Origin of the sequence: Streptomyces sp. NBC_00690 (assembly GCF_036226685.1) — a bacterium.
Classification (GTDB): domain Bacteria; phylum Actinomycetota; class Actinomycetes; order Streptomycetales; family Streptomycetaceae; genus Streptomyces.
Genome location: NZ_CP109009.1, coordinates 5,238,245 through 5,263,200 on the forward strand (window position 1 = coordinate 5,238,245; position 24,956 = coordinate 5,263,200).

Annotated in this window: 16 protein-coding genes; 10 read left to right on the forward strand and 6 right to left on the reverse strand. The window is 69.3% G+C overall.

Annotated elements, in window-relative coordinates; all coding sequences use genetic code 11:
• Nucleotides 1-147: 147 nt before the first annotated feature.
• From OID54_RS22990 to OID54_RS23005, 4 genes are all read right to left on the reverse strand, one after another.
• Nucleotides 148-1,179, reverse strand: a complete 1,032-nt coding sequence (locus tag OID54_RS22990) for a hydroxyacid dehydrogenase (protein ID WP_329022284.1) — start codon at nt 1,177-1,179, stop codon at nt 148-150.
• A gap of 61 nt (nt 1,180-1,240) precedes the next feature.
• Nucleotides 1,241-2,014 carry an SDR family NAD(P)-dependent oxidoreductase gene (locus OID54_RS22995; RefSeq protein WP_329022286.1) on the reverse strand — a complete coding sequence of 258 codons (774 nt, stop codon included), beginning with the start codon at nt 2,012-2,014 and terminating at the stop codon, nt 1,241-1,243.
• A gap of 10 nt (nt 2,015-2,024) precedes the next feature.
• Nucleotides 2,025-3,536, reverse strand: coding sequence for a multicopper oxidase family protein (locus OID54_RS23000; protein ID WP_329022288.1), 1,512 nt, complete (start codon nt 3,534-3,536; stop codon nt 2,025-2,027).
• 321 nt (nt 3,537-3,857) lie between these two features.
• Nucleotides 3,858-4,535, reverse strand: coding sequence for an MOSC domain-containing protein (locus tag OID54_RS23005; RefSeq protein ID WP_329022290.1), 678 nt, complete (start codon nt 4,533-4,535; stop codon nt 3,858-3,860).
• 80 nt (nt 4,536-4,615) lie between these two features.
• On the opposite strand from OID54_RS23005, the gene OID54_RS23010 reads away from it, so the two are divergent.
• Nucleotides 4,616-5,539 (forward strand): LysR family transcriptional regulator, encoded by a 924-nt coding sequence (locus OID54_RS23010; RefSeq protein ID WP_329022291.1) that lies wholly within the window; start codon nt 4,616-4,618, stop codon nt 5,537-5,539.
• 300 nt (nt 5,540-5,839) lie between these two features.
• On the opposite strand, the gene OID54_RS23015 is transcribed toward OID54_RS23010, so the two are convergent.
• On the reverse strand, nt 5,840-6,205 hold the full coding sequence (locus tag OID54_RS23015) for a WhiB family transcriptional regulator (protein ID WP_329022292.1): 366 nt from the start codon (nt 6,203-6,205) through the stop codon (nt 5,840-5,842).
• Between the two features lie 429 nt (nt 6,206-6,634).
• Between OID54_RS23015 and OID54_RS23020 the strand changes: the two genes are divergently transcribed.
• The 4 genes from OID54_RS23020 (at nt 6,635) to OID54_RS23035 (ending at nt 11,179) form a co-directional block, all read left to right on the forward strand.
• Nucleotides 6,635-7,246, forward strand: coding sequence for a response regulator transcription factor (locus OID54_RS23020; RefSeq protein WP_003948568.1), 612 nt, complete (start codon nt 6,635-6,637; stop codon nt 7,244-7,246).
• Between the two features lie 253 nt (nt 7,247-7,499).
• On the forward strand, nt 7,500-8,075 hold the full coding sequence (locus OID54_RS23025; protein WP_329022294.1) for a sigma-70 family RNA polymerase sigma factor: 576 nt from the start codon (nt 7,500-7,502) through the stop codon (nt 8,073-8,075).
• A gap of 325 nt (nt 8,076-8,400) precedes the next feature.
• Complete coding sequence (guaB, locus tag OID54_RS23030) at nt 8,401-9,903, forward strand: IMP dehydrogenase (protein WP_329022295.1); 1,503 nt, start codon at nt 8,401-8,403, stop codon at nt 9,901-9,903.
• A gap of 151 nt (nt 9,904-10,054) precedes the next feature.
• Nucleotides 10,055-11,179: a GuaB3 family IMP dehydrogenase-related protein gene (locus OID54_RS23035; RefSeq protein ID WP_329022296.1), complete on the forward strand. Its 1,125-nt coding sequence runs from the start codon at nt 10,055-10,057 to the stop codon at nt 11,177-11,179.
• A 154-nt stretch (nt 11,180-11,333) separates the two neighbouring features.
• On the opposite strand, the gene OID54_RS23040 is transcribed toward OID54_RS23035, so the two are convergent.
• Nucleotides 11,334-12,563 (reverse strand): nucleotide sugar dehydrogenase, encoded by a 1,230-nt coding sequence (locus OID54_RS23040; RefSeq protein WP_329022297.1) that lies wholly within the window; start codon nt 12,561-12,563, stop codon nt 11,334-11,336.
• Between the two features lie 456 nt (nt 12,564-13,019).
• On the opposite strand from OID54_RS23040, the gene OID54_RS23045 reads away from it, so the two are divergent.
• From OID54_RS23045 to OID54_RS23065, 5 genes are all read left to right on the forward strand, one after another.
• Complete coding sequence (locus OID54_RS23045) at nt 13,020-14,726, forward strand: glycerol-3-phosphate dehydrogenase/oxidase (RefSeq protein WP_329022298.1); 1,707 nt, start codon at nt 13,020-13,022, stop codon at nt 14,724-14,726.
• Nucleotides 14,727-14,988: 262 nt separating this feature from the next.
• Nucleotides 14,989-17,724, forward strand: a complete 2,736-nt coding sequence (locus tag OID54_RS23050; RefSeq protein ID WP_329022299.1) for a protein kinase domain-containing protein — start codon at nt 14,989-14,991, stop codon at nt 17,722-17,724.
• A gap of 171 nt (nt 17,725-17,895) precedes the next feature.
• Nucleotides 17,896-20,934 (forward strand): serine/threonine protein kinase, encoded by a 3,039-nt coding sequence (locus OID54_RS23055; protein WP_329022301.1) that lies wholly within the window; start codon nt 17,896-17,898, stop codon nt 20,932-20,934.
• Nucleotides 20,935-21,117: 183 nt separating this feature from the next.
• Nucleotides 21,118-22,848, forward strand: a complete 1,731-nt coding sequence (locus OID54_RS23060; protein WP_329022303.1) for a serine/threonine-protein kinase — start codon at nt 21,118-21,120, stop codon at nt 22,846-22,848.
• Between the two features lie 105 nt (nt 22,849-22,953).
• Nucleotides 22,954-24,654, forward strand: a complete 1,701-nt coding sequence (locus tag OID54_RS23065; protein WP_329022305.1) for a serine/threonine-protein kinase — start codon at nt 22,954-22,956, stop codon at nt 24,652-24,654.
• The last annotated feature ends 302 nt before the right edge of the window (nt 24,655-24,956 follow it).

Genomic DNA, 24,956 nt, shown 5'->3' on the forward strand with positions numbered 1-24,956 from the left:
TCCCGGGCTCCCGGGTCCCGGGTCTGCTGGGCTTCCCGGGCCTTCCGCGCCTTCCGCGCCCTCCTAGAGATGACGAATCCGTCGGCACACATGTGACAGCCCGGCCCCGCCCGATCGACCGCCTCGCTCCACCGGAGGCGGCACTGGTTACGCGGAGCGGTCGAGCGACCCGATCGGTACGGGCTCCGCGAACGGTAGCCCCCGGCCGAAGCGTTCCAACTCGTCGAGGGCGAAATCCGCCATCCGGTGCAGCTCCTTGCCGAGCGAACCGGCCACGTGCGGAGTGAGCAGCACATTCGGCAGCTCGTAGAGGGGGGAATCCACGGGCGGTGGCTCGCTCTCGGTCACATCAAGGACCGCGTGCAGCCGACCTGTGGACAACTCGTCGATGAGCGCCTGCTCGTCGACGAGCGACCCACGGGAAGTGTTGATCACAGTCGTGCCGTCGCGCATCAGGGCCAGCCGCCGCCCGTCGATCATCCGACGGGTCTGCGGCACCTCCGGAGCGTGTACGGAAACGATGTCGCTGGCGCGGCACAACTCGTCCAGATCGACCCGTACGACCCCGAGGGCCTCGGCATCCGCCGTCGTGCAGAAGGGGTCGTACAGCAGCACGCGCAGATCGAACGGGCGAAGCAACTCGATCACGCGGCGGCCGATGCGGGACGCCCCGACGATCCCCACCGTACGACCGTGATTGCCCAGGTCGGCCAGTGCTTCGGCCTGGCCGTCGAGGGACCGCGACCGTGCATAGCGCCGGGCCGATGCGAGGACTCCCTTTCCCGCGAAGAGGATCGCGGCGAGGGTGTACTCGGCGACGGGCAGCGCATTGACGCCCGCGGCGGACGACACGGAGATGCCGCGCTCCCAGCAGGCGTCGGTGATGTGGTGCTTCACGGAACCCGCCGCATGGACGACCGCCCGCAGCCGTGGTGCACCGGCGAGCACCCCGGCGGTGAGCGGAGGTGCACCCCAGCAGGTCAGCAGTGCATCGGCCGAGGCGAGCGCGGCCACCACCGCAGGGGACGGATCGGTCAGGTCATGGGCGACCAGCGTGGGATCGGTACGGGCGAGGGAGGTGAGCCGCTCCCGGTGGCCCTCGGTCAGCAGCCGTTCGGCGACTCCCGGACCCATGGCGAGGAGGACCCGGGGGCGGTCATCGGTGTGGTGCTCGTGCATGGTGGAACCGGGCTCCCTACTACCGGGCGGGGTGGACGGTCGTTCCTGCGAGCCGTCCCGGCTACTGCGGTCCGTACTTGCGTCCCGTCTTGGAGGTGAACCCCCCGAGCACACTGCGCGGGGCCAACTTCACCAGCCCCATCAGCGCCTTGTACCGCGGGTCGGGGATCGAAACGGTCTTCCCCCGCGCCAGATCGGCCAGCGCGGCCTCCACCAGCTTGTCCGCGTCCAGCCACATCCAACCGGGGATGTTGTCCGTCCCCATCCCGGCCCGTTGGTGGAACTCGGTCCGTACGAAGCCGGGGCACAGCGCCATCAACCGCACTCCCGAACCGGCGAGGTCCCGGGCGGCTCCCTGGGTGAACTGCACCACCCACGCCTTGGAGGCGCCGTAGGTCCCGCGGGGCACGAAGGCGGCAACCGAGGCCACGTTGACCACACCGCCGCGACCGCGTTCCCGCATCGACTCGGCAGCGGCCGAGGTGAGCCGAAGCACCGCCTCGCAGTGGACCTTGAGCATCGTCAGCTCGTCCGCCATGGAGACCTGGAGGAAGCGCCCCTTGTTCCCGAAGCCGGCATTGTTGACCAACAGGTCCACCGGACTCTTCCGATGGCGCAGCCGATTCTCCACGGCGGAGATGCCCGATTCCTGCGAGAGATCGGCCGTCAGCACCTCGGCCTCGATGCCGTGGCGGTCGTGCAGTTCGGTGGCCTGCTCCTGCAACCGCTCGGTGTCGCGGGCCACCAGCACCAGATTGTGTCCATCGGCGGCGAGCCGCCGGGCAAAGGCGGCGCCGATGCCCGCGGTGGCTCCCGTGATCAGTGCAGTCGTCATATGCGGCACGTTAGTGCCCCGCATGGGAGTCCGGTGCACGCACGGTCCCTGCTTTCTGCCCCTTCTCGACGACCACGAACTGACCCATCATTCCCAAGTCTTCGTGGTACAGCAGATGGCAGTGGTACATGTACGGGGTGTTGGGGTCGGCAGGTCCGTCGAACCGCATCGCAAGCTTCACAGTGGTGTCGGGCGGGATGAGGACGGTGTCCTTTGCGCCCTGCAACTCCGGCGACGGTTGTTTGCCATTGACTTCCAGAATCCGGAACTGCACATCGTGTACATGGAAGTTGTGCGGGGTTCCATGCTCATTGCGGACGGTCCAGGTCTCGGCCGTACCACGGGTGACGGTCAGATCGATCCGGTCCATCTTCATCTCGCGGCCGTTGATACTGCTGGTCACCAGCCCGAAGTAGCGCTCCCGCACCGAGTCCGACCCATCGGGCACCTCGGGTTTCGCCAACTCGGCCGGCAGTTCGGGTGAGGGTCGGAGGACTTTGTCCGCCCGCAGTTCCAGAATGTCGAACGTGTCGTCGCCGCCGGCCAATCGCCGCTCCCAGCCACTTCCGTATCCCTCGTGCGGAAAGCTCCTGAGCACCGCGCGCTCACCGGGTGCCATCCGTACGACTATCTCCGCGCGTTCGCCGGGTGACAGCTTGATGCGATCCAGCCGCAGCGGCATTTCCCTTAGTCCGCCGTCGGTCGCCACCATCGAGAACGAGCGGTCGTCGGCGAATCCGAAGTCGTAGATCCGTGCGGTGGAGGCATTGAGCAGCCTCAGCCGTATCAGTTCATCGCTGACCTTCCGATAGGGATCGAGCGTGCCGTTGACCATGGTCCGCTCGCCCAGAAAACCGGTGTCGCGGAGAAGGCCGCGGTCGAAGTCGAGTTTCCCGCCGTCGATGGTCACGTCCTGGACCATGACCGGGAGGTCGTCCACTCCGTAGTTCTTCGGAAGCGCGAGGGTGGCCGAGGCGTCGTCATCGAGCAGGAACATGCCGGCCAGACCGCGCTGCACGTGCTTCTCGGTCCTGCCGTGGGGATGCGGGTGGTACCAGAGTGAGGCGGCCGGCTGGTCCACCGTCCACTGCGGGGTCCAGGTGTCGCCGGGCTCCACCATCTGGTGCGGGCCCCCGTCCATCTTCGCGGGCAGGTGCATCCCGTGCCAATGGACGGTGGACCGCTCGTCCAGGGTGTTCTTGATGCGGACCTTCACCTTGTCGCCGCGCTGAGCGCGCAGGGTCGGCCCCAGATGGGCACCGTTGAAGCCCCAGGTCTCGGCCTTCTTGCCGGCGGTGAACTCCTTCTGGCCCGCCTGCATGGTCAGTTCGAAGAGTTTGGTGCCGTCCGCCTCGATGGTCGGTCGGGCCAGCGGGGGTATCGCGAGCGCCCGGCCGAAGCGGGTACCGGCGGTGGAGACGTCAGCGCTGGTGTAGAGCCAGGAGGCGGCGGCACCGAGAACGGCCGCGAGCACGGTGACGACCGTGACGGTGACGATGAGGACGCGCTTGAGCCGGGGCATGGCCGTAGCGTTTCGATCTCCGACTGCCGCGGGCATCGGGGGCAGCCCCCAGTCGTCCCCCAAGCGCTCGCCGCGTCCCCTCAGGGATTACCCCCATGGCCGCCCGGCGCCGACGGGCGATCCGGGCGGTGCCACGGGCGTTGCGGCCCCGACCGTACGGGTGCACCGGTGGCGAGCTTCTGGTGATCACCGGGGGTGCGGCTCAGGAGAGGCGCAGTCGGTCGGGCGGAGGATCAGTGCGTTGCGCCGGCGACTACGGGAGGGCGCACCGGGTCGGCCCCGTCAGGCCAGGCCCCCGGGCCGTTGCCCCCGACGCGGTTCTCAGGCGATGCCCCTCTTCTCCATGTACTCCCGTGCCGTCGCAAGGAGCCCCTGGTGGAGTGCATCGCCCGCGGCCAGGACCTGCGGCAGCAGTCCGCGCTCGACGGTCTGGGCACGGAACGCCATGGTGACCGTCACCCCGTGGTCGGGGCGGTGGACGATCTCGATCGCGTCGCCGGCCCGGATCTCGCCGGGTTCGATCACCCGTAGATAGGCGCCGGGTGCGGCGTGCTCGGTGAAGCGCCTGACCCAGCCCTGCTCGCCCAACCAGGACGCGAACGTCCGACAGGGCACCCGGCCGTGCGTCACTTCCAGGACCAACCGGTCGCCGATCCGCCAGCGCTCGCCGATCCGTGCGCCGTTGACATCGAGACCGGCCGTCGTGAGGTTCTCCCCGAAGGAACCGTTGGCGAGGGGGCGCCCCAACTCCCCCTCCCAGAAGTCCAAGTCCTCCCGGGCGAAGGCGTACACCGCCTGGTCGCTACCGCCGTGGTGGCGCAGATCGCAGACGGCGTCCCCCACAACACCGCTGCCTCCCATCCCTCGCGGGCCCGGCTCCGCTACCCGTACCGCGCCCTCGCCCTTGAAGGGGCGCTTGTCGATTCCGGTGAGGCCGCCGGGGTTCGCGGTGTAGTCGACGGCCCGGGGTGTGCCCACATTCACGGTCAGCAGCTTCATGGCACCACGCTAATCGCTGCAATCTCAAATGAATCAGTTGATAATTGCTGATACACCCAAGTGTCGCTTATATTGAAAGCATGATCGAGGCCCGACACCTCCGAGTGCTCCGCGCGGTGGCCACGACCGGCTCTTTCTCCGCCGCGGCCCGCACCCTCGGCTGCACCCAGCCGGCAGTCAGCCAGCAGATGAAGGCGCTGGAGACCTCCGCTGGCACCCCCCTGCTGATTCGTACGGGCCGGGAGATGCGGCTGACCCAGGCCGGACAGGCGCTGGTGCGCCACGCTTCGGGCATCCTCGCCGGCCTCACTGCCGCCGAGGAGGAAGTCGCCGCCATCGCGGGGCTGCGGGCCGGCCGGGTCCGGTTGGTCTCCTTCCCCAGCGGCAGTTCCACCCTCGTCCCCGCTGCCCTCGCCGCGCTGCGCGCCGCCCACCCCGGTACCCGTGTCTCGCTGGTCGATGCCGAGCCGCCGCGCTCGGTGGAGATGCTCCGCGACGGAGACTGCGATGTCGCCCTCGCCTTCCGCTATGGCAAGGGTGCGGACGGGGTCGGCGGAGAAAGTTCCGGCGATTCGGCTGAATGGGACGATCTGGTCGTCCGACCCTTGCTCACCGACCGTCTGGTGGGGCTGGTTCCCGAAGATCACCGCCTGGCGGACGCCGGTACGGTCACCATCGCCGATCTTGCCGAGGAGCCATGGATCGCGGGCTGCCCGCGCTGCCGTCGCCAGTTGGTCGAAGTCTGCGACGCAGCCGGTTTCATCCCCCGCATCGACTTTGCCACTGATGACTCACCAGCAGTGATCGGCCTGGTCAAAGCAGGTTTGGGGGTGGCGGTGCTGCCGGAGCTCGCATTGGAGACGGTGCGACTCCAGGGCACTCGCACCATCATGCTCGACCCACCCATCGAGCGGGAGATCGTCGCGCTCACCCTTCCGGACCTCTCGCAGGTGCCGGCGGTCGCGGCCACCTTGGACCAGCTGTCGTCGGTCGCCTCCCGCTGAGGGGTGGGAAGGTCCGCCCTGGCCGTACCCGCGCCGCCAGGGCGATTTCATACAGGTCGCCGCTCAGTGAGGGCGGCTTCCTGTGGTGGCGCGAGAGGCGATGGTGCGAGCGCACCACGGGCGGCCGGCCCCCGTCCGGTCCGTCGATGTCGAACCACGGTGCTCGGGCGCGCTCCGGCGCACCGCGGGTCGCGGAACCGCGACGACGGCCCCGGTCAGGTTTCTCCGTTGTGGAGCACGCTCCCGACAGGAAGCGGTTTCCCCAGAGAAGAAACGTTTCTGCGAAAGTCGGGTCGGGTGTCAGCCCCGTGACGCCCCGGCTGTCGCTCCGGTGGTGCTTCCCGTGGCGTTCGCGCCCTGAGACGCTCCGGTCGACGGAACCAGGCGGTGGCGCGCACGACCCATGAGCTCTTCGCGTTCGTCCTCGGTGAGCCCGCCCCAGACGCCGTACGGCTCCCGTACGGCGAGCGCGTGTGCCGCGCACTCCGCGCGGACCGGGCATCTCATGCACACCTCTTTCGCCGAGTTCTCGCGCGCACTTCGCGCCGCGCCCCGCTCGCCTTCGGGGTGGAAGAAGAGCGAACTGTCCACCCCGCGGCAGGCCGCGAGGAGCTGCCAGTCCCACAGGTCGGCGTTGGGTCCGGGAAGGCGGGAGAAATCTGCCATAGCGCTTGCCCCTTGAAACCGTGCTGAGTTGTCGGTCAGTTGGCGCACGAGTGGGGGATACGAGTCGTATCCGACACCGCACCATGCCCCACGACCGTACATCTACTATCTAAGTAGATGTAAATATGACTCATTACGAAACTAGCCGCATAGAGCATCTAAAGTGAAGAAAAGCCGCCAAATGGGGCATAACGCTTGAATGGAGAACCGTTCCCGCGGTTCGGGCGGCCCTGTGTGCGGGCCCTCACATAGAGTGCCGAAGAGGGCTGGCGGACCCGTAACTCTTTCGAGTGACCATCGTTGGTAGGGCTGAGGCGGTTGAAGGAATAGGTGCTCGGGCACATGTCCGAGTGCGTTCAACCGCACAGGTGACGAAACGTACCCAGCCTGGAGGCACAAGGTGACGCGCATCAGCTGCGGAGGGCGGCCATGACTTCCGTCCTCGTCTGCGACGACTCCCCGCTTGCCCGAGAGGCGCTCCGCCGCGCGGTTGCGACCGTGCCCGGCGTCGAGCGTGTGACGACCGCGGCCAACGGCGAGGAAGTCCTCCGCCGCTGGGGTGCGGACCGCTCGGACTTGATTCTGATGGACGTACGGATGCCCGGTCTGGGCGGTGTGGAGACCGTGCGCCGTCTGTTGTCCGCCGATCCCGGCGCCCGGATCATCATGCTCACGGTCGCCGAGGACCTCGACGGCGTCGCGCTCGCGGTCGCCGCCGGAGCCCGTGGCTATCTGCACAAGGACGCATCGCGCGCCGAACTGCGAGCCACGGTCACCCAGGCACTTGCCGATCCGACCTGGCGGCTCGCTCCCAGGCGGCTTCGCTCGGCCGAGATGGGCGCCGCGCCCACGCTCACCGCGCGGGAGATCCAGGTCCTTGAAGGCATGAGCCACGGCCGGTCCAACGCGGAGATCGGCCGGGAGCTGTTCCTCTCCGAAGACACGGTGAAGACTCACGCCCGCAGGCTTTTCAAGAAGCTCGGAGCATCGGACCGGGCGCACGCCGTCGCGCTCGGATTCCGCTGGGGCCTGGTGCGTTAGGCACCGGACATGGGGTGCCCGGGGGGTGCGATCTACCCCGCTCGCCGTACGGTGGGCGGGGAAACGGCCCGCACGGGCGCCCGTTTCCCTCGCGATGCCGCATTCTTGAGGGGTGGAGTTCCTCGGGGACGAGTCCAGCGAGCGGAAGGGGAGGGCGCAGGCAATGAGTTCCAGCGCACCTGCTCATAACGCTTCGGTGCACAACATGGGGCGCGGTGCCACGGATCAGCGGCCACCAAGGCACCATGGACCGATGCGTGACGACCAGACCACGGTGATCGGCGCGCTCGTTCACCGTGCTGTCGACGGAGACGAGCAAGCCACGCACGATCTACTCGCACATGTCCATCCGCTCGCGCTGCGCTACTGCCGCACCCGGCTCAACCGGCTGCCAGGTGATGCGCGCCACTTCGTGGAAGACCTCGCTCAGGAGGTCTGCGTTGCGGTGTTGATGGCCCTACCGCGCTATCGAGATACCGGAAAGCCGTTCGAGGCTTTCGTCTTCGCCATCGCTTCGCACAAGGTCGCCGACCTTCAGCGGGCGGCCATGAGACATCCGGGGTCGACGGCGGTTCCTTCTGATGAGATGCCCGAGCGTCCCGACGATTCGCTGGGGCCCGAGGAGAGGGCACTGCTCAGCGATGATGCGGAGTGGGCCAAGAGGCTCCTCGCCAGCCTGCCGGAGAACCAGCGCGAGCTGGTGGTGCTTCGGGTCGCCGTAGGGCTGACCGCGGAGGAGACGGGACAGATGCTCGGAATGTCGCCCGGTGCGGTGCGGGTCGCCCAGCACCGGGCCCTGAGTCGACTGCGGGCTCTGGCGGAGCAGTAGGGCCCGTCCGGGCTTGATGACCGCCCGGTATGGACACGGCAGCAGTAGGGCCGTCCGTCCGGAAACGTACAGCGCAACCCTCTGCCCCGGACGCCCGTCCGGGGCAGAGGACTTTCCACGGGGCCAACGTGATCAGCGCCACCCGAACCTTCGGTTCGGCCGCGGAATGAGCCGTCACCGCCCTCTTTGCGTATGACTTCGCACCAGATCGTTCGTACGTACGAACACACAAAGCTGGTGAGCGATCTTGATCGTGGAATGGGACGGCGTTTCGGGCCGTTAGCATGGACATCCGCACCGATCAAGGCCATTTGGGGAAGGTGTCATGACCAACGTCGACGGAGTGCCCGAGAAATTCGCGACACTCGGGCTGACCTACGACGATGTACTGCTGCTGCCGGGCTCTTCCGACATGGCCCCGGACCAGATCGACACCGCCTCGTATCTCTCGAAGAACGTGCGGGTGAACATCCCGCTGCTCTCGGCGGCGATGGACAAGGTCACTGAGTCCCGCATGGCGATCGCCATGGCACGGCAGGGCGGCGCGGGTGTCCTCCACCGCAATCTCTCCATCGCTGACCAGGCCAATCAGGTCGATCTGGTGAAGCGCTCCGAGTCGGGGATGGTGACCGACCCCATCACCGTGCTGCCGGACGCCACGCTCGCCGAGGCGGACCGCCTCTGTGCGAAGTTTCGCATCAGCGGTGTTCCGGTGACGGACCGCGCCGGGAAGCTGCTGGGCATCGTCACCAACCGGGACATGGCCTTCGAGTCGGACCGCAGCCGCCAGGTGCGCGAGGTCATGACGCCGATGCCGCTCGTCACCGGCAAGGTGGGGATCTCCGGTGTCGACGCCATGGAACTGCTGCGCCGCCACAAGATCGAGAAGCTGCCGCTCGTCGACGAGGTCGGGATCCTCAAGGGCCTGATCACGGTCAAGGACTTCGTCAAGGCCGAGAAGTACCCGATGGCGGCCAAGGACAAGGAAGGCCGGCTGCTCGTGGGAGCGGCCGTCGGGGTCGCCGGCGACGCCTACGAGCGCGCCCAGGCCCTGATCGAGGCGGGGGTCGACTTCATCGTCGTCGACACCGCGCACGGCCACTCCCGGCTGGTCGGCGACATGGTCGCCAAGATCAAGTCCAATGCCGCGGGGGTGGACGTCATCGGCGGCAACATCGCCACCCGCGACGGCGCCAAGGCGCTCATCGACGCCGGTGTGGATGGCATCAAGGTCGGTGTGGGACCGGGTTCGATCTGCACCACCCGCGTGGTGGCCGGCATCGGAGTTCCCCAGGTCACGGCGATCTACGAAGCTTCCCTGGCGGCCAAGGAAGCCGGTGTTCCGGTGATCGGCGACGGTGGCCTCCAGTACTCGGGTGACATCGCCAAGGCCCTGGTGGCCGGCGCTGACACGGTGATGCTCGGCTCGCTGCTCGCGGGTTGCGAGGAGTCGCCCGGTGAGCTGATGTTCATCAACGGCAAGCAGTTCAAGTCCTACCGGGGCATGGGCTCGCTCGGTGCGATGCAGTCCCGCGGTGAGCAGCTCTCCTTCTCCAAGGACCGCTACTTCCAGGAGGGCGTGGCCTCCGACGAGAAGCTGGTGCCCGAGGGCATCGAGGGCCAGGTTCCCTACCGCGGTCCGCTGTCGGCCGTCGTCCACCAACTGGTGGGCGGGCTGCGCCAGTCGATGTTCTACGTCGGCGGGCGCACGGTGCCCGAGCTCCAGACCAACGGCCGCTTCGTCCGCATCACGTCGGCGGGGCTCAAGGAGAGCCACCCGCACGACATCCAGATGACGGTCGAAGCACCGAACTACAGCAAGAAGTAGGCCCAGCAGAACCTCGTAGGCACCCAGGGGCGATTTCCGGTCCCGGGCCGCTGGCGGAGATCCGCCAGCGTTGTCCGAGCTCCGGAACCGCCCCTGTGGTGTGCGTCGGGGATACTGGTAGGCGCAGACGTAGAGGGAAAGGCCACACAAGGTGACTGAGATCGAGATCGGGCGCGGCAAGCGCGGTCGCAGGGCGTACGCATTCGATGACATCGCCGTCGTACCGAGCCGGCGCACGCGCGACCCGAAGGAGGTCTCGATCGCCTGGCAGATCGATGCCTACCGCTTTGAGCTGCCCTTCCTTGCCGCTCCCATGGACTCCGTGGTCTCGCCGAGCACCGCGATCCGCATCGGTGAGCTGGGAGGCGTCGGCGTACTGAACCTTGAGGGCCTCTGGACGCGTTACGAGGACCCGCAGTCGCTCCTCGACGAGATCGCCGAGTTGCCGGTTGAGGCCGCGACCCGTCGTCTCCAGGAGATCTACGAGGCCCCGATCAGGGAAGAACTGATCGGACAGCGCATCAAGGAAGTCCGTGACTCGGGCGTGGTGACGGCCGCGGCGCTGTCTCCGCAGCGGACCGCGCAGTTCTCCAAGGCCGTCGTCGACGCGGGTGTGGACATCTTCGTCATCCGCGGCACCACGGTCTCCGCCGAGCACGTTTCGGGTGCCGCCGAACCGCTCAACCTCAAGCAGTTCATCTACGAACTGGACGTGCCGGTCATCGTCGGCGGGTGCGCCACCTACACGGCTGCCCTCCATCTGATGCGTACCGGCGCTGCGGGTGTGCTGGTGGGCTTCGGCGGTGGAGCCGCGCACACCACGCGCAACGTGCTGGGCATCCAGGTGCCGATGGCCACCGCGGTCGCGGATGTCGCAGCGGCCCGGCGTGACTACATGGACGAGTCCGGCGGTCGCTATGTGCACGTCATCGCCGACGGCGGAGTGGGCTGGTCCGGCGACCTGCCGAAGGCCATCGCGTGCGGTGCGGACTCGGTGATGATCGGTTCCCCGCTGGCCCGTGCCACGGACGCCCCGGGCAAGGGCCGTCACTGGGGCATGGAAGCCGTCCACGAGGACGTGCCGCGGGGCAAGCTCGTGGACCTGGGCATCGTGGGCACGACCGAGGAGGTCCTCACCGGCCCCTCGCATACCCCCGACGGCTCGATGAACTTCTTCGGTGCGCTCCGCCGCGCCATGGCGACCACGGGCTACAGCGAACTCAAGGAGTTCCAGCGCGTCGAGGTGACGGTGGCCGACTCCCAGCACCGGCGCTGACTTCCGGCACCGACATCGGTGGCCTGGCGGGCCGGCGGTGGACGGTTCGAGTCGTACGAAGGGCCCGGCACCTCGTTGGAGGGGTGCCGGGCCCTTCGCCGTCCGCCCGTGCGGCGTCCGCTCAGGGGGTGCGCCCAGGGGTGCGCTCAGGAGGTCACAGCCGATGTGCGGCGCCCACCGGGGTGGCTCCCCGGGTGTCGAGGAGCAGTTGGGCCTTGACCGAGAGTCCTTGCAGGTCGTAGGTCCGATGCTGTTGGAGCAGCACGGTCAGGTCGGCTCCTGCTGCGGCCTCGTACAGGGAATCGGCACGCGGTACGGGTCGCTCTCCCACCCGCCAGTCCTGCACATAGGGGTCGTGGTAGCTGACGGACGCGCCCAGATCCATCAGTCGGCGGGCGATCTCGGGGGCGGGGGAGCCCTGGAGGTCGCCCAGGTCGGGTTTGTAGGTCACGCCGAGCAGTAGGACCCGGGCGCCGCGCGCTGACTTGCCGTACTCGTTGAGGAGGGTGGCGCACCGCTGGCTGACGTACTGCGGCATCCGGGTGTTGATCTCCCGGGCGAGACCGACCATCCGCAGCGGTCGACCGGGGTGTGGCAGGTTTCCGGGGTCCAGCGGGACACCGTGGCCGCCGACCCCCGGGCCGGGTCGGAAGGGCAGGAAGCCGTAGGGCTTGGTCTCGGCGCAGCGGATGACGTCCCAGAGGTCGACGCCGAGTTCATGGCAGAGGACGGCCATCTCGTTGACGAGGGCGATATTGACGTGTCGGAAGTTGGTCTCCAGGACCTGTACGGTCTCCGCCTCGCGTGGTCCGCGGGCGCGGACGACCTTGTCGGTGAGCCGGCTGTAGAAGGCGGCGGCGGATTCGGTGCAGGCGGGGGTGAGGCCGCCGATGACCTTGGGGGTGTTGGCGTAGTCGTGGGTCCGGCTGCCGGGGTCGGTGCGGCCGGGGGAGTAGGCGAGGTGGAAGTCCCGCCCGGCCCGCAGGCCGGAGCCCGCTTCCAGGAGGGGGCGGAGGAAGGTTTCGGTCGTCCCGGGTTGGACGGCGGATTCGAGCAGCACCGTGGTGTGGGGGCGGAGCCGGGCGGCGAGGGCGCGCGCCGCGTCGCCGAGGGCGCTGAGGTCGAGGTCGCCCTGTCCGTCCGGTGGGGTGGGCACGCAGATGGCGGCTGTTCGTACGCGACCGAGTTCGGCCGGGTCGGTGACGGTTCTGAAGCCGCCCGAGAACATCTTGCGGATGTCGGCGGGGGTGCGGCCCGCCGCTGGTTCGGTCAGGTGCCGGGGGTCGGGGGCGTAGCCGATGGTTTCGATACCGGCGGTGACGGCGGCCTGGGCGAGGGGTAGGCCGTGGTGTCCGAGTCCGATGACGGCAAGATCTGCGGGCATGGCGTTGGCCGTCCTTCCCATAGCCGGAGGGGAGCGTTGACGCAAGCCCTGTGGGCGAAACGGGCGGTGCGCAATGTCAGACTAGGCGTAAATATGACCGATATGCGGCATTGCGGGCTCATGGGTGGGCGAGTGTTATCCACAGGCGGTGGCTGAAGTCGGAGAGTGCGGACAGAATCGATGGTGTGAGCCTGACCGCGGGGACCTGTGCCCGGCCGGTCGGCGCTCATGGGCCCATGGACCACGGGTCCCGCGCAGGCCCGGGCCATCCGGGTCCTCGCCGGTCCCGGTCGAAGGGTCCGGCCGGTCCGGGCACCGGACGCCCGGCCGTACGGGCTTGCGCCTGGCCGGCCAGACCCATGGACCGCGGGTCCGTGGGCAGACGGTCCAAGCGAAGTTCGACAGCGGGGCCACGGACCCCGGCAGGGGTACGCGGGGGCGACGGGAGGCATCGCAGTGAAGACAGCGAGACTGGGACCCGAAGAGCGCGTTCAGGCGCTCGCCAGCATGGCCGAGCGGGAACTGGACGTGCTGGTGGTCGGCGCCGGAGTGGTCGGCGCGGGCACTGCACTGGACGCGGTGACGAGAGGGCTCTCCACCGGGCTCGTCGAGGCTCGGGACTGGGCTTCGGGCACATCGAGTCGCTCCAGCAAGCTCATCCACGGCGGACTGCGCTATCTGGAGATGCTGGACTTCGCCCTCGTCCGTGAGGCACTCAAGGAGCGGGGCCTGCTGCTGGAGCGACTGGCCCCCCACCTGGTCAAACCGGTGCCCTTCCTCTACCCCTTGCAGCACAAGGGCTGGGAGCGGCTCTACGCCGGATCCGGCGTCGCGCTCTACGACGCGATGTCGGTGTCCTCGGGCCACGGCCGTGGCCTGCCCACCCATCGCCATCTCTCGCGCCGCCACGCCCTACGGGTCGCCCCTTGCCTTCGAAAGGACGCGCTGGTCGGCGCCCTGCAGTACTACGACGCCCAGATGGACGACGCCCGCTTCGTCGAGACCCTGGTGCGCACGGCCGCGAGCTATGGGGCGCAGGTCGCCAGCCGATCACGGGTGGTCGGCTTCCTCCGTGAGGGCGAGCGGGTCGTCGGTGCCCGGGTGCAGGACGTGGAGGCAGGCGGCGAGTACGAGATCCGGGCCAAGCAGATCGTCAACGCCACCGGGGTGTGGACGGACGACACCCAGGCCCTGATCGGCGAGCGCGGACAGTTCCATGTACGGGCGTCGAAGGGCATCCACCTCGTGGTCCCGAAGGACCGCATCCACTCCACCACCGGCTTGATCCTGCGCACGGAGAAGTCGGTCCTCTTCGTCATTCCGTGGGGGCGCCACTGGATCGTGGGCACGACGGACACCGACTGGGACCTAGACAAGGCGCATCCCGCCGCCTCCAGCGCCGACATCGACTATCTGCTGGAGCACGTCAACTCCGTCCTCGCCGTGCCGTTGACCCGCGATGAAGTCCAAGGGGTGTACGCGGGGCTGAGGCCGCTGCTCGCCGGGGAGTCGGACGCCACCAGCAAACTCTCGCGCGAACACACCGTCGCCCATCCCGTCCCCGGGCTCGTCGTGGTCGCCGGAGGGAAGTACACGACCTACCGGGTGATGGCGAAGGACGCGGTGGACGCGGCGGTGCACGGGCTCGACCAGCGGGTCGCCGACTGTGTCACCGAGGACGTGCCGTTGGTCGGTGCCGAGGGTTACACGGCCCTGTGGAACGCCCGCGCCAGGATCGCGGCGCGCACCGGTCTGCACGTGGTTCGCGTGGAGCACCTGCTCAACAGGTTCGGTTCCCTGACGGAGGAGGTGTTGGCCCTGATAGCGGATGACCCCTCCCTGGGCGAGCCGCTCACCGGCGCCGACGACTATCTCAGGGCCGAGGTCGTCTACGCCGCCTCCCACGAAGGGGCGAGGCATCTGGACGATGTGCTCACCCGGCGTACTCGGATCTCGATAGAGACCTTCGACCGGGGTGTGCGCAGTGCGCGGGAGTGCGCCGGGCTGATGGCATCGGTTCTGGGGTGGGACGAGGGGCAGATCGACAAGGAGGTCGCCCACTACAAGAAGCGGGTCGAAGCGGAACGCGAATCGCAGCGGCAGCCTGACGATCTGACCGCGGACGCTGCGAGGTTGGGCGCACCCGACATCGTGCCCTTGTGATTGCGCCCCCGTTGTGATCCTGTTGCTCTGGCGATCCCGGTCCGCGCGGAGCCTGCGGCGGTGACCGTCTGAACCGCGAGCCGCATGTCGAGCGTTGACACTGTGGGTGGCCCCCGACTTCGGGGTTGTGCCCGGTGCTCCGCGGACCCGGGAGAGATGCCGATCCCGGGGTGAGGGACAATGAAGCCTCTGCCAGGGCGTGTTACCGCATCGCGCGGGAGCGGCAGGCGCGGGCGAAGATCATGGATCGCAGAGGGGACGCATGTCGGAGGCGGAACAGTCGCGGGAGCCCCAGCGGGACAAGTCGAAGGAGCCCAAGGCGTCCAGCTCTCAGCGGGACGATGCGGGTCGTTCTCACACTGGTTCCGGTGAGCGGGCTGACGCGGCGTCGGGGGAGGCCGGTACGGCGGCGCAGTCGCCAGAGCGCAGTGGCCAAGGCTCCGGCGCGGAGGCAGGCGTGAAGCTCGGGACGAAGACCTCCGGTGCGCGGGGAGCGTCGGCCGACGCCGACGCCGACGCCAACGCCGCCGACTCGGCGTCGAGGGACGACGCCAAGGCCGAACCCAAGGCCGACGCGCAATCGGAATCTGATGTTCCGTCGGCAGTCGCCTCAGGCCGTTTCGCGGCCGGAGGGAAGGCATCCGGTACCTCCGGAGGCCGGCTGGAAACAGCGGACGAGGCCGGAGCCCAGGGCGGGGACAAAGCCGCGCCGTATGCCTCCGGTTCGGACGAATCGACTCGGGTGCCCCGGCAGGCGACCGGCAGCAAATCCATCTCGGTGAAAAAGGGCGATCGACAGGCCGATGGCACCTACCGGTCCTCCGCGCGTCCTGAAGCGCCCGACACCGGAGTGTCTACGGACGACGGCGAGCGCTCTAGCGGTGGAACGGGTGCAAACCCGTCCGACGAGGGGCTGCCCGCCGATCCCGCATCGGCCTCCGACAGGGAAGCTCCGGCCCGAGACGGATCGACGGACCGCGCCACGGGCGAAGGCCGCGCAGCCGGTAAGGAAGTGACGTCCCACCAGGACAGCCCGCAGGACTCCCCTGGGGACGCGCCCGCGGCCCGGGGCGAGTCCGTCGGCAAGGCGTCCAGGGATTCGGACCGCGCGGGCCGCAACTCCGGGCGGGGCTCGGCCTCGGGCGGCGGACGCCAGGACTCCGAAGGGCGACTGCTCGCCGGCCGGTACCGGCTCGGCGGAGTGCTCGGGCGCGGCGGGATGGGCACCGTCTGGCGAGCGGTCGACGAGACCCTCGACCGCACCGTCGCCGTCAAGGAACTGCGCTTCCCCACCAGCATCGACGACGAGGAGAAGCGCCGGCTGATCACCCGGACGCTGCGCGAGGCCAAGGCCATCGCCCGTATCCGCAACAACAACGCCGTGACGGTCTTCGACGTCGTCGACGAGGACGACCGGCCCTGGATCGTGATGGAGTTGGTGGAGGGCAAGTCCCTCGCCGAGGCGATCCGCGAGGACGGCACCCTCACTCCGCATCGCGCCGCCGAAGTGGGACTCGCGATCCTGGACGTCCTGCGCTCCGCCCATCGTGAAGGCATCCTGCACCGCGATGTAAAGCCGTCCAATGTGCTGATCGCCGAGGACGGGCGGGTCGTGCTCACCGACTTCGGGATCGCCCAGGTCGAGGGCGATCCGTCGATCACCTCCACCGGCATGCTCGTCGGGGCGCCCTCGTACATCTCGCCGGAGCGGGCGCGCGGCCATCGACCGGGGCCCGCGGCCGACCTCTGGTCGCTCGGCGGGCTGATCTACGCGAGCGTCGAAGGCTGCCCTCCGTACGACAAGGGCTCGGCGATCGCGACGCTCACCGCGGTGATGACCGAGCCGCTCGACCCGCCGAAGAACGCAGGCCCGCTGGAAGAGGTCATCTACGGTCTGCTGGCCAAGGATCCGGCACAACGCCTGGACGACGCAGGTGCCCGGGCCCTGCTCACCAAGGTGGTGTACGCCCCGCCGCCGGCGCCCGAGCCGCCGCGGGACGCCACCCGCGCCATGGTCCTCCCGAGCGCGCCACCACCGCTCCCGCCCCCTCCGGTCGTCCCGCAGGACCCGGCGACCGACCCTCGCCGCGGTGCGTCGGGCGCAGCGTCCGGCGCCGCCTTGGCCAAGGAGCCGGACACCAACGCCAGCGCCAGGCAGCAGGACGGGGGGACGACGCCGCCCAAGCCCTCGACCCCGCCCGTGCAGCGGGCCGCGGGTCGTGCCGCGATCACCGACGTCGTACCGCGACGCACCCTGGTCATCGTGGCGATCGTGGTGGCCCTCGCGGTGATCGCCGGTGTGGTGTTCGCCGTCATCAACGGCACCGACGACGACAAGGACCCGCAGGCGAAGCCGGAGTCAACCACGTCCGCCACCACCCAGGAGTCCAAGACGGGTGCCCCGGGGACGAGCGGCGAGACCGGCAAGGAGGACGGCAAGCAGCCCACGAAGGGCGCGGACCAGAGCCCGGGCGCCGGACAGGGCAGCAATCCCAAGCCGTCCACGAAGCCCAGCACCTCCCTGCCCGCCGGGAACGGCCTGCCGGCCGGGTACGCCCTGGTCTCCGACGACGAGTTCCACTTCACCATCGCCATGCCGAAGGGCTTCAAGCGCACCGGCACGGCGGGGCTGAACTCAGGCGCCATATTCAGCGAGAACGGTGGCTTCCCGCGACTCCAGGTGGACTTCAACGACAGCCCCAAGGACGATGCCAAAGCCGCCTGGAGCGCCGCGGTCGCGGCAGTCAACGCGACCAGCAGAGGGTATGTGCACCGGGGCATAAGGACCGTCGAGTACAAGGGCTATCCGACGGTCGCCGATTGGGAGTTCGAGCGCGAGCAGCAGGGGCAGCGCGTTCGGATACTCAACCGGGGGTTCAAGGTCGACGCCCGCCGCGGATACTCCATCATGATCACTTGTCCAGTGGCCGGATGGGACGCCGCGGAGTGCGACACGCTCCGTAAGACGGCGTTCGCCACATTCGCACCCAAGGATTGAGGCGGGCCACGTATCGTGAGAGCGCGCGGACGGTCCGCAGCCGCTCCATGCCGTTGAGTGACCGGAACTGACGGGTATTGACCAAATAGTGGGTCCGGGGTTTGGCCGCAGCTCCCGGAAGCACGTTGAAAGACAGTCGAAGACGGTGCGGCAGGCTTGCGGGGAGGCGACATGGACGAGTACGCGGGCAGGGTGCTCGCCGACCGGTACCGCCTGCCCCTACCGCCGTCGGACGAGTACGAACTGGCGGAGACCAGGGCGTTCGACACCTACAGCGGGCAAGAAGTCCTCGTTCGACAGGTGCCGCTGCCGGAGATCGTCGAAGCCGAGGTCGTCGACGCCGACGGTCTCATGGCCGCTGTCGCCCCCCGACGCGGAGCCCTCGGGCGCTCCGTGCGCGATGCCACGGACCCCTCGGTGGCGCGCGCCATCGAAGCCGCGCAGGCCGCGGCCAGGATCCCCGACCACCCGCGGCTAGACCAGGTCTTCGACGTCTTCGCCGAAGCGGGTTCGCTGTGGATAGTGAGTGAACGCGTCGCCGCGAGGCCGCTGGCCGCCCTGCTCGCCGAGCGTCCACTGGGCCCGTACCGGGCCGCCGAGGTCGCCTCCGACGTACTGACCGCGCTGATGGTGCTGCACGCCCACGGTTGGACCCATCGGAACATCACGGTGCGCACGGTCCTGGTCTGTGACGACGGCAGGGTCGTCCTCACCGGGTTGGCGGCCGGCGCCGCCGAGGAGGCCCTGTGCGGCTACTCGCCGATTCCCCAGGAGTTCCCGGAGCCCGCGGCGCTTGAGTCCTCGCTCGATGAGTACGAGGGTGGCGACGAGTACAGCGGCGGCGAAGACGAGTACGGCGACGGTGGCGAGTACGAGTACGCCGAACGCGACGCCGATCACGAAGGTCATCCGGGTCATGCCGGCCCTGCGGAGCCTGACGGATACGACGAACACGGCGGCTACGGCGGGGTGTACGCCGCCCATGAAGATGCCCACGAGGACGTTCCGGGGGGCGACCGCGGCGGATACCGCGCGGGCGAAGAGGCCGATCCCTATGGCGGCTTCGTCCCGACCCAGGGCGCGGGCCCCACGGATCACGGCGACGACCCGTACGAACGCTACGACTCCCCGGACGATGACCGCGGGGGCCCGCCGAGCCCCTACGGCATACCTGCCGACCCCGGTCTGGTGCACCCCTATGCGTCCCGGCCGGGCGAAGACCCGCTGGCAGGAGTGCCCGACGCACGGGCCGCCCGCGCCGGTGCGATAGCCGCCTACCGCGCGGGCGCACAGGCCGCGGCACGCATCTCGGAGGACCAGCATCTCGGCGGGCCTCCGGTGCAGACGGGCCACGACCCCGACTGGTGGGCGCGGAAGCCCAGCGACCTCACCAGGGAACCCGTCCAGCGCGACGGGCAGGACGAGCACGACGATCACGAAGACCACGGCGATCAGGGCGACCAGGAATCAGACCGGCCCGGACGGCTCCGCCTCACCGGCACCTGGCAGGACGCCCCCTTCCCCGGGCAGGACGGCCCGCCGCCGCTGCCCGCAGGCGGTGGATTCGAACCACGCCACAACCCCCATCGCAACAGCGACCCCTACGGCGTTCGGCAACTGCCGCCGAGCCGGTCCGCAGACCAGCTCCCGGGCCAGTCGCCGGATCAGTCCACCGGGCACGGCCAGGAGGAGCAGTCCGAAGGCGATCGAGTCCTGGGTCAAGGCCCGGACGGCGAAGCCGATTTCAGGGCACTGCCCGCGCCGCGCACCCCGACCACACGGGCCATCTCGGCCGCAGGCGGTTGGGACGGCCGCGGCGGAGCGGGCGGCGAGGCGATGCGCGCCGACGCCCAGCGCCATTCGAGCCTGCCCGCCGTCGCCCCGCCGACCCCGGTGGGTTGGGACCAGGTCCGGGCCGACGTGGAAGTCCCCGTCCACCATGGGCCGGCGACCCCCTTGGCGGCGGAGCGCGCCCGGCAGGCCAGGATCACGGTCGTCGGTGCCGTGACCGAGCGCTGGGCCCCCGAGCAGGCCGGCCCGGTCCATGAGAACTGGCAGTTGGCGGCCCCGGTGGGCCCGGCCACCGACCTCTGGGCGCTGGGCGCCCTGCTCTACCGGTGCGTCCAGGGCCACGCCCCGTACCCCGAGGAGAACGCGGCCGAGTTGGTGCAACTCGTCTGCTCGGAGCCGCCTGCCTTCGCCGAGGAGTGCGGGGCGCTGCGTCCGATCGTCGAGTCCCTGCTGCGTCAGGACCCCACCGAGCGCCCGGACTTCGAGGAATTGCGCGGCTGGCTGCGTTCCCTGGTGCGCTCAGCGCCCGAGCCCGAGGCCGGTGTGGATGTCGTACCGGTTCCCTCGCCGTCCATCAAACCGGATAGCAGCAGGCTTCCCGTCATCCGCCGCCGCGGTGAGCTGGTCCGGCGGCGGCGTACGAACTCGGAGATGGTGCACGGGCGGCACCGCCACAAGAAGCCGCGTGAGAAGCGTCGCGGACCGGGGGCGCTCGGCCGCACCCTGCTGATGCTCATACTGTTGCTGCTGGCAGGGGCCGTCGCCTACGCCCTGTTCTTCATGCCGAAGTCCGAAGAGCAGGACCGTACCGCCCCCCAGGGCACCACGGGACCGCAGGCCACCCAACCGGCGCCGTCCGGGCAGAGCCCCGACCCGGGTCGCACTTCGACCTCCGGACCGGCGAAGCCGACGGAGAGCCCCCGCTCGCAGCAGCCCCAGACATCACCGCCGAGCGCAGGCGATCTGCCCACCGGGTATGTCCTGCGCAAGGACCCCGAGGACTTCCAGGTCGTCGTGAACAAGGGCTGGGAGCGCCGTCCGATGAATGACATCGGCCAGGTCCGTTACAGCAACGGCGACTTCACCCTCATCATCGTTCCGGGCCGTGACAGTGTGCAGACGAGTGGCGACGACCCGATGGTCTACCAGCAGGACAAGGAGCGTGAGCTCCAGCCCTTCCGTGACTCGTCCTGGGCCGGGGTGACCGGTCAGCGGCGGATCGAGGTGGGCCAGCGGGTCATGGCCGAGGGGCAGTACACCTGGGAGGACACCAATGGCCGGAACGTCTTCGTCCGCAATCTGGCGATGATCCTCGACGGCCGCTACCACGTGGTGCAGGTGATCGGTCCCGACGATCAACGGGACAAGATCAATGAGGCGTACCGCGAGGCTGCGGACAGCTATCGCGCTTCCAGTTGACCTTCGGCCGCCCCGGGCTTTTGGTGCGGCCCTCGACGGTCGTGTCGGCAACGGGCTTTGAGCAGGGGGCATTCCCCGTCGCCGCCGACGGCCCGAAGGCATAGGACAGTTGGTGCAACCCACCTGATCCTTCTCGGCCATGTCTTCCGTACTCTGGGTCCCCAGGAACGGGGCGGGGGAATCGTGGAAAACGCTCAACGCGGTGGCGACGCCGTGCACTCTCAGGGCATTGGCTCAGGTCTGGTGCTGGCGGGGCGCTATCGACTGGCGGAGGCCATCGGTCGTGGCGGAATGGGCCAGGTGTGGCGCGCTCATGACGAGGTGTTGCACCGGGTCGTCGCCATCAAGGAAATGACGGCCGGAATGTACGCCACCGAGGCGGACCGTGCCGTACTGCACACCCGTACGCGGACCGAGGCGCGTGCTGCCGCACGCATCAGCCACCCGGGTGTGGTGACCGTGCACGACGTGCTCGACCACGACGGTCGGCCCTGGATCGTCATGGAGTACGTGGACGGCCCCTCGCTCGCCGATGCCGCCGTGGCGCAGGGGCCTGCGGGCGCGCTGCCGGCGCGTGAGGTGGCCCGGATCGGCCTTGAGGTGTTGCGGGCGCTGGGCGCAGCTCATGCCGCGGGTGTCCTCCACCGGGATGTGAAGCCTGCGAACATCCTGTTGGGCCCGGACGGGCGGGCCCGCATAACCGACTTCGGCATCGCCGCCATCGAGGGGGACTCCACGATCACCAGGACCGGTGAGATCGTCGGGTCCCTCGACTATTTGGCGCCCGAGCGGGTGCGCGGCGCCGACCCTGGCGCCGCGTCCGACCTCTGGTCGCTGGGCGCGACGCTCTACACGGTCCTGGAGGGCACTTCTCCGTTTCGGCGCACATCGCCGTTGACGACCATGCAGGCGGTGATCGACGAGGAGCCCGCCCATCCACACCAGGCCGGGCCGCTCGCTCCCGTGGTCATGGCCCTGTTGCAGAAGGACCCGGCGGCCAGGCCGTCGTTGCAGGAGACGGAACGGATGCTCCAGGCGGCCCTGGACGGCCAGAACCCCGCTGCGGTGTTCGCCCCCCAGCCGTCCACTCGGACCCTGACGCAGCTGAACCAACCGCACCACCCGGTACCGCCGCCTCCCATGAACGCGCCGACTCCGGCCACCCACACGCCGTACGCGCCGCATCCCCTGCCGACGCCCGAGCGTCCGCGGAGAACGGGCGTACGGACGTCCCTGGTCGTCATCGCGCTCGCGGTGGTCATCGGCACCGGTGCCGGAATCGCCGGGTTCGTCTACTTCGACCAACAGCGTGAGCAGACGGTGAAGTCGGCGACCCCGCAGGTCACGGCGGAGTCGACGCCCAAGGAGTCCGGGCTGACACCGAAGGCCAAGGCGTCCCAGCCGCCGCCAAGTCCCGTCGCACAGGCACCTGAGGCATCCCGCACCCCTCAGGGCTCCCAGGAGGTGCCGGACGGCTGGCGCAGGGTGGAAGACCCGGCCGGTTTCAGCCTGCTCGTACCGGATGGTTGGGAGCGTCGGGTGCAGGGTGCTCAGATCGACTACACCCCCGATGGCGGTCGGCACCTCCTGCGGATCGGGATCGACACCTCACCCGACTACGACCATCCGCACGCGCACATGCTGGATCTGGAGAAGGTCCTCGCGAAGCTTCCCGACTACCAGCGCGTCACGCTGGAGCCCAATCTCTTCCGGGACCAGACGAAGTCGGCGCTGTGGGAGTTCACCTGGAACGAGAAGGAGACCTTCCCCGGCCCACGACGGGCCGTCGACCAGATGTACTTCGGCGCGGACGGCACGGAGTACGCGCTGTACATGTCCGGCCCGGCCGAGGACTGGGGGACCACCGAGGAGCAGTTCAACACGGTGCTGCGCAGCTGGCGCCCCCCGAGCTGACGTCCTGCCCCGCTGGTGGAATGCCTCGGCGTCAACTGTCACGGCTCTGCATCCGCTGTACGGCGGCCGTAGCGTTCACGGCTGAAAAGTGACCAGGATGTGTGCATGACGAACAACCGGGGCCGGGGGAACGAGCCCACCAGCTATGACCTCAGACCGCCGCACGCACCGCAGATCCCCACGCACGTTCCCCCGTCGACGCCTCCGGAGCACCACAGCGCAGCGCAGTCCATGAGCGTGCCGCCGCCGCCGGCACCGGCAGCCGTACCGGTGCCACCCCCGGTGGGCGGGCCCGAGCAGGGGCGTCGGATCGGCGGACGCTATCGGCTCGTCAGCAGGCTCGGCCACGGCGGTATGGGCACGGTCTGGCGGGCCCATGACGAGGTCGTGGACCGCGAGGTCGCGGTCAAGGAACCTCGGGTCCCCGACCACCTGAACGACGCGGAACGGGAGAAGGTCTATCTGCGGATGCAGCGCGAGGCCCGCGCCGCGGCTCGCATCGAGCATCCGGCCGTGGTCACCATGCACGACGTCGTCGTCGAGGACGGCAAGCCGTGGATCGTCATGGAGTTGGTCCACGGCCAGTCCCTTGCCGACCGTCTCCAGGAGGGCACCCTCGATGTCCGGGAGGCCGCCCGGATCGGGCTCGATGTGCTCGGGGCGCTGGCCGCCGCCCATGAGGCGGGCGTGCTGCACCGCGATGTCAAGCCGGACAACGTCCTGTTGGGCCGGGGCGATCGGGTGGTCCTCACCGACTTCGGCATCGCCCAGATCGAGGGTGAGCAGGGGCTGACGGAGACCGGTGCCTTCGTCGGCTCGCCCGAGTTCATCGCCCCGGAGCGGGTGCTGGGCCAGCGTCCGGGCCCGGAGTCCGATCTGTGGTCGCTCGGGGTGGTGCTGTACGCGGCGGTCGAAGGGGTGTCCCCCTACCGTCGCTCGCACATCCCGGCGACCCTGCAGGCCGTGCTCGCCGCCGAGCCCCAGACGCCCTCGCGCGGATCGGGTGCGCTGGGCACGTTGGTGATGCAGCTGTTGCGCAAGGATCCGGCCATGCGGCCCGATGCGGCGGAGATCCGACAGACGCTGGAGGGCGTTGCCCGGCCACCGCAGGTCGCGTACGACCCCACGCAGTCCTTTCCGGGGCACGCGCCGAGCCCGACCGGCGGAGGTAACCGATGGGTGCCGCCGGTGCTCCAGCAGAGCAAGGGCGCTCGGTACGGGCTCGGCGGCGGGTTGTTGGCCGTGGCGGTCGCCCTCGCCCTTGTCCTCGTCGACCCGTTCGGCGGGACGGACGGTCAGATGCCCGAGGGCTGGGAGGTCCGTTCCGACCGTGAGGTGGTGGCGGCGAACATGGCCGTGCCGTCCGAGTACAAGCGGGTCGAGGAGGACCGGGGGGCGAGCGTCACGTACTACGACCCCAGCGGGGTGTTCCTGATCTATCTGGAGCGGGTCGAGACCGCCGAGGTGGAGAAGGAGTTGCCGCCGAGCCAGAGCGCCTGGCGCACCCACTACGAGCGGGGTGGGGAGAACGGGACGGAGATCGACGAACCCAAGGTGACGATCGCGGCGACGGAGCAGCAGGGGAGCAAGGCGTTCGACACGACCGTCGACTTCCTGCCGCCCAACGCCTACGGCGACAATCCGGCCCGGATGCGCTGGCAGGAACGGATCGTCGCCAGGGGCGAGGGGGCGAACGAGGTGTACTGGCGGCTGCGGGTCTCCGGTCCGGCCGAGGGGTGGGCGGCCAAGGAGGGCAGCGCACTGTTCGAGCGCGTGGTGGAGCATCTGGACATCCAGGAGCTGTGAGGAACCGTCCGCTGATGGGTTGCCCCTGATGCGCCGGGCTCGCCGTCTGTGGGGGTCCGGCTCGCGTCCGGGCCCGTCTGTTCCTTCCCGTCGGCCCGCTGTTCGAGAGGGCGGTCGGACAGCGGGCCCACCCACTCGGGCGGCGCGTGCGGCCGGTGTCGAATGTCTCCCGCAACCGGCGATTCGCGAGCGGCTTCGTCGATGCAACCCCGCTGATCAGGGCTTATGTGCCAGCGATCGCTGGCGCGGTGCCGGCAGGGGGCGAAAGGTGTTACCCGCGGGTACCCAAAGGGGGCCCGGGC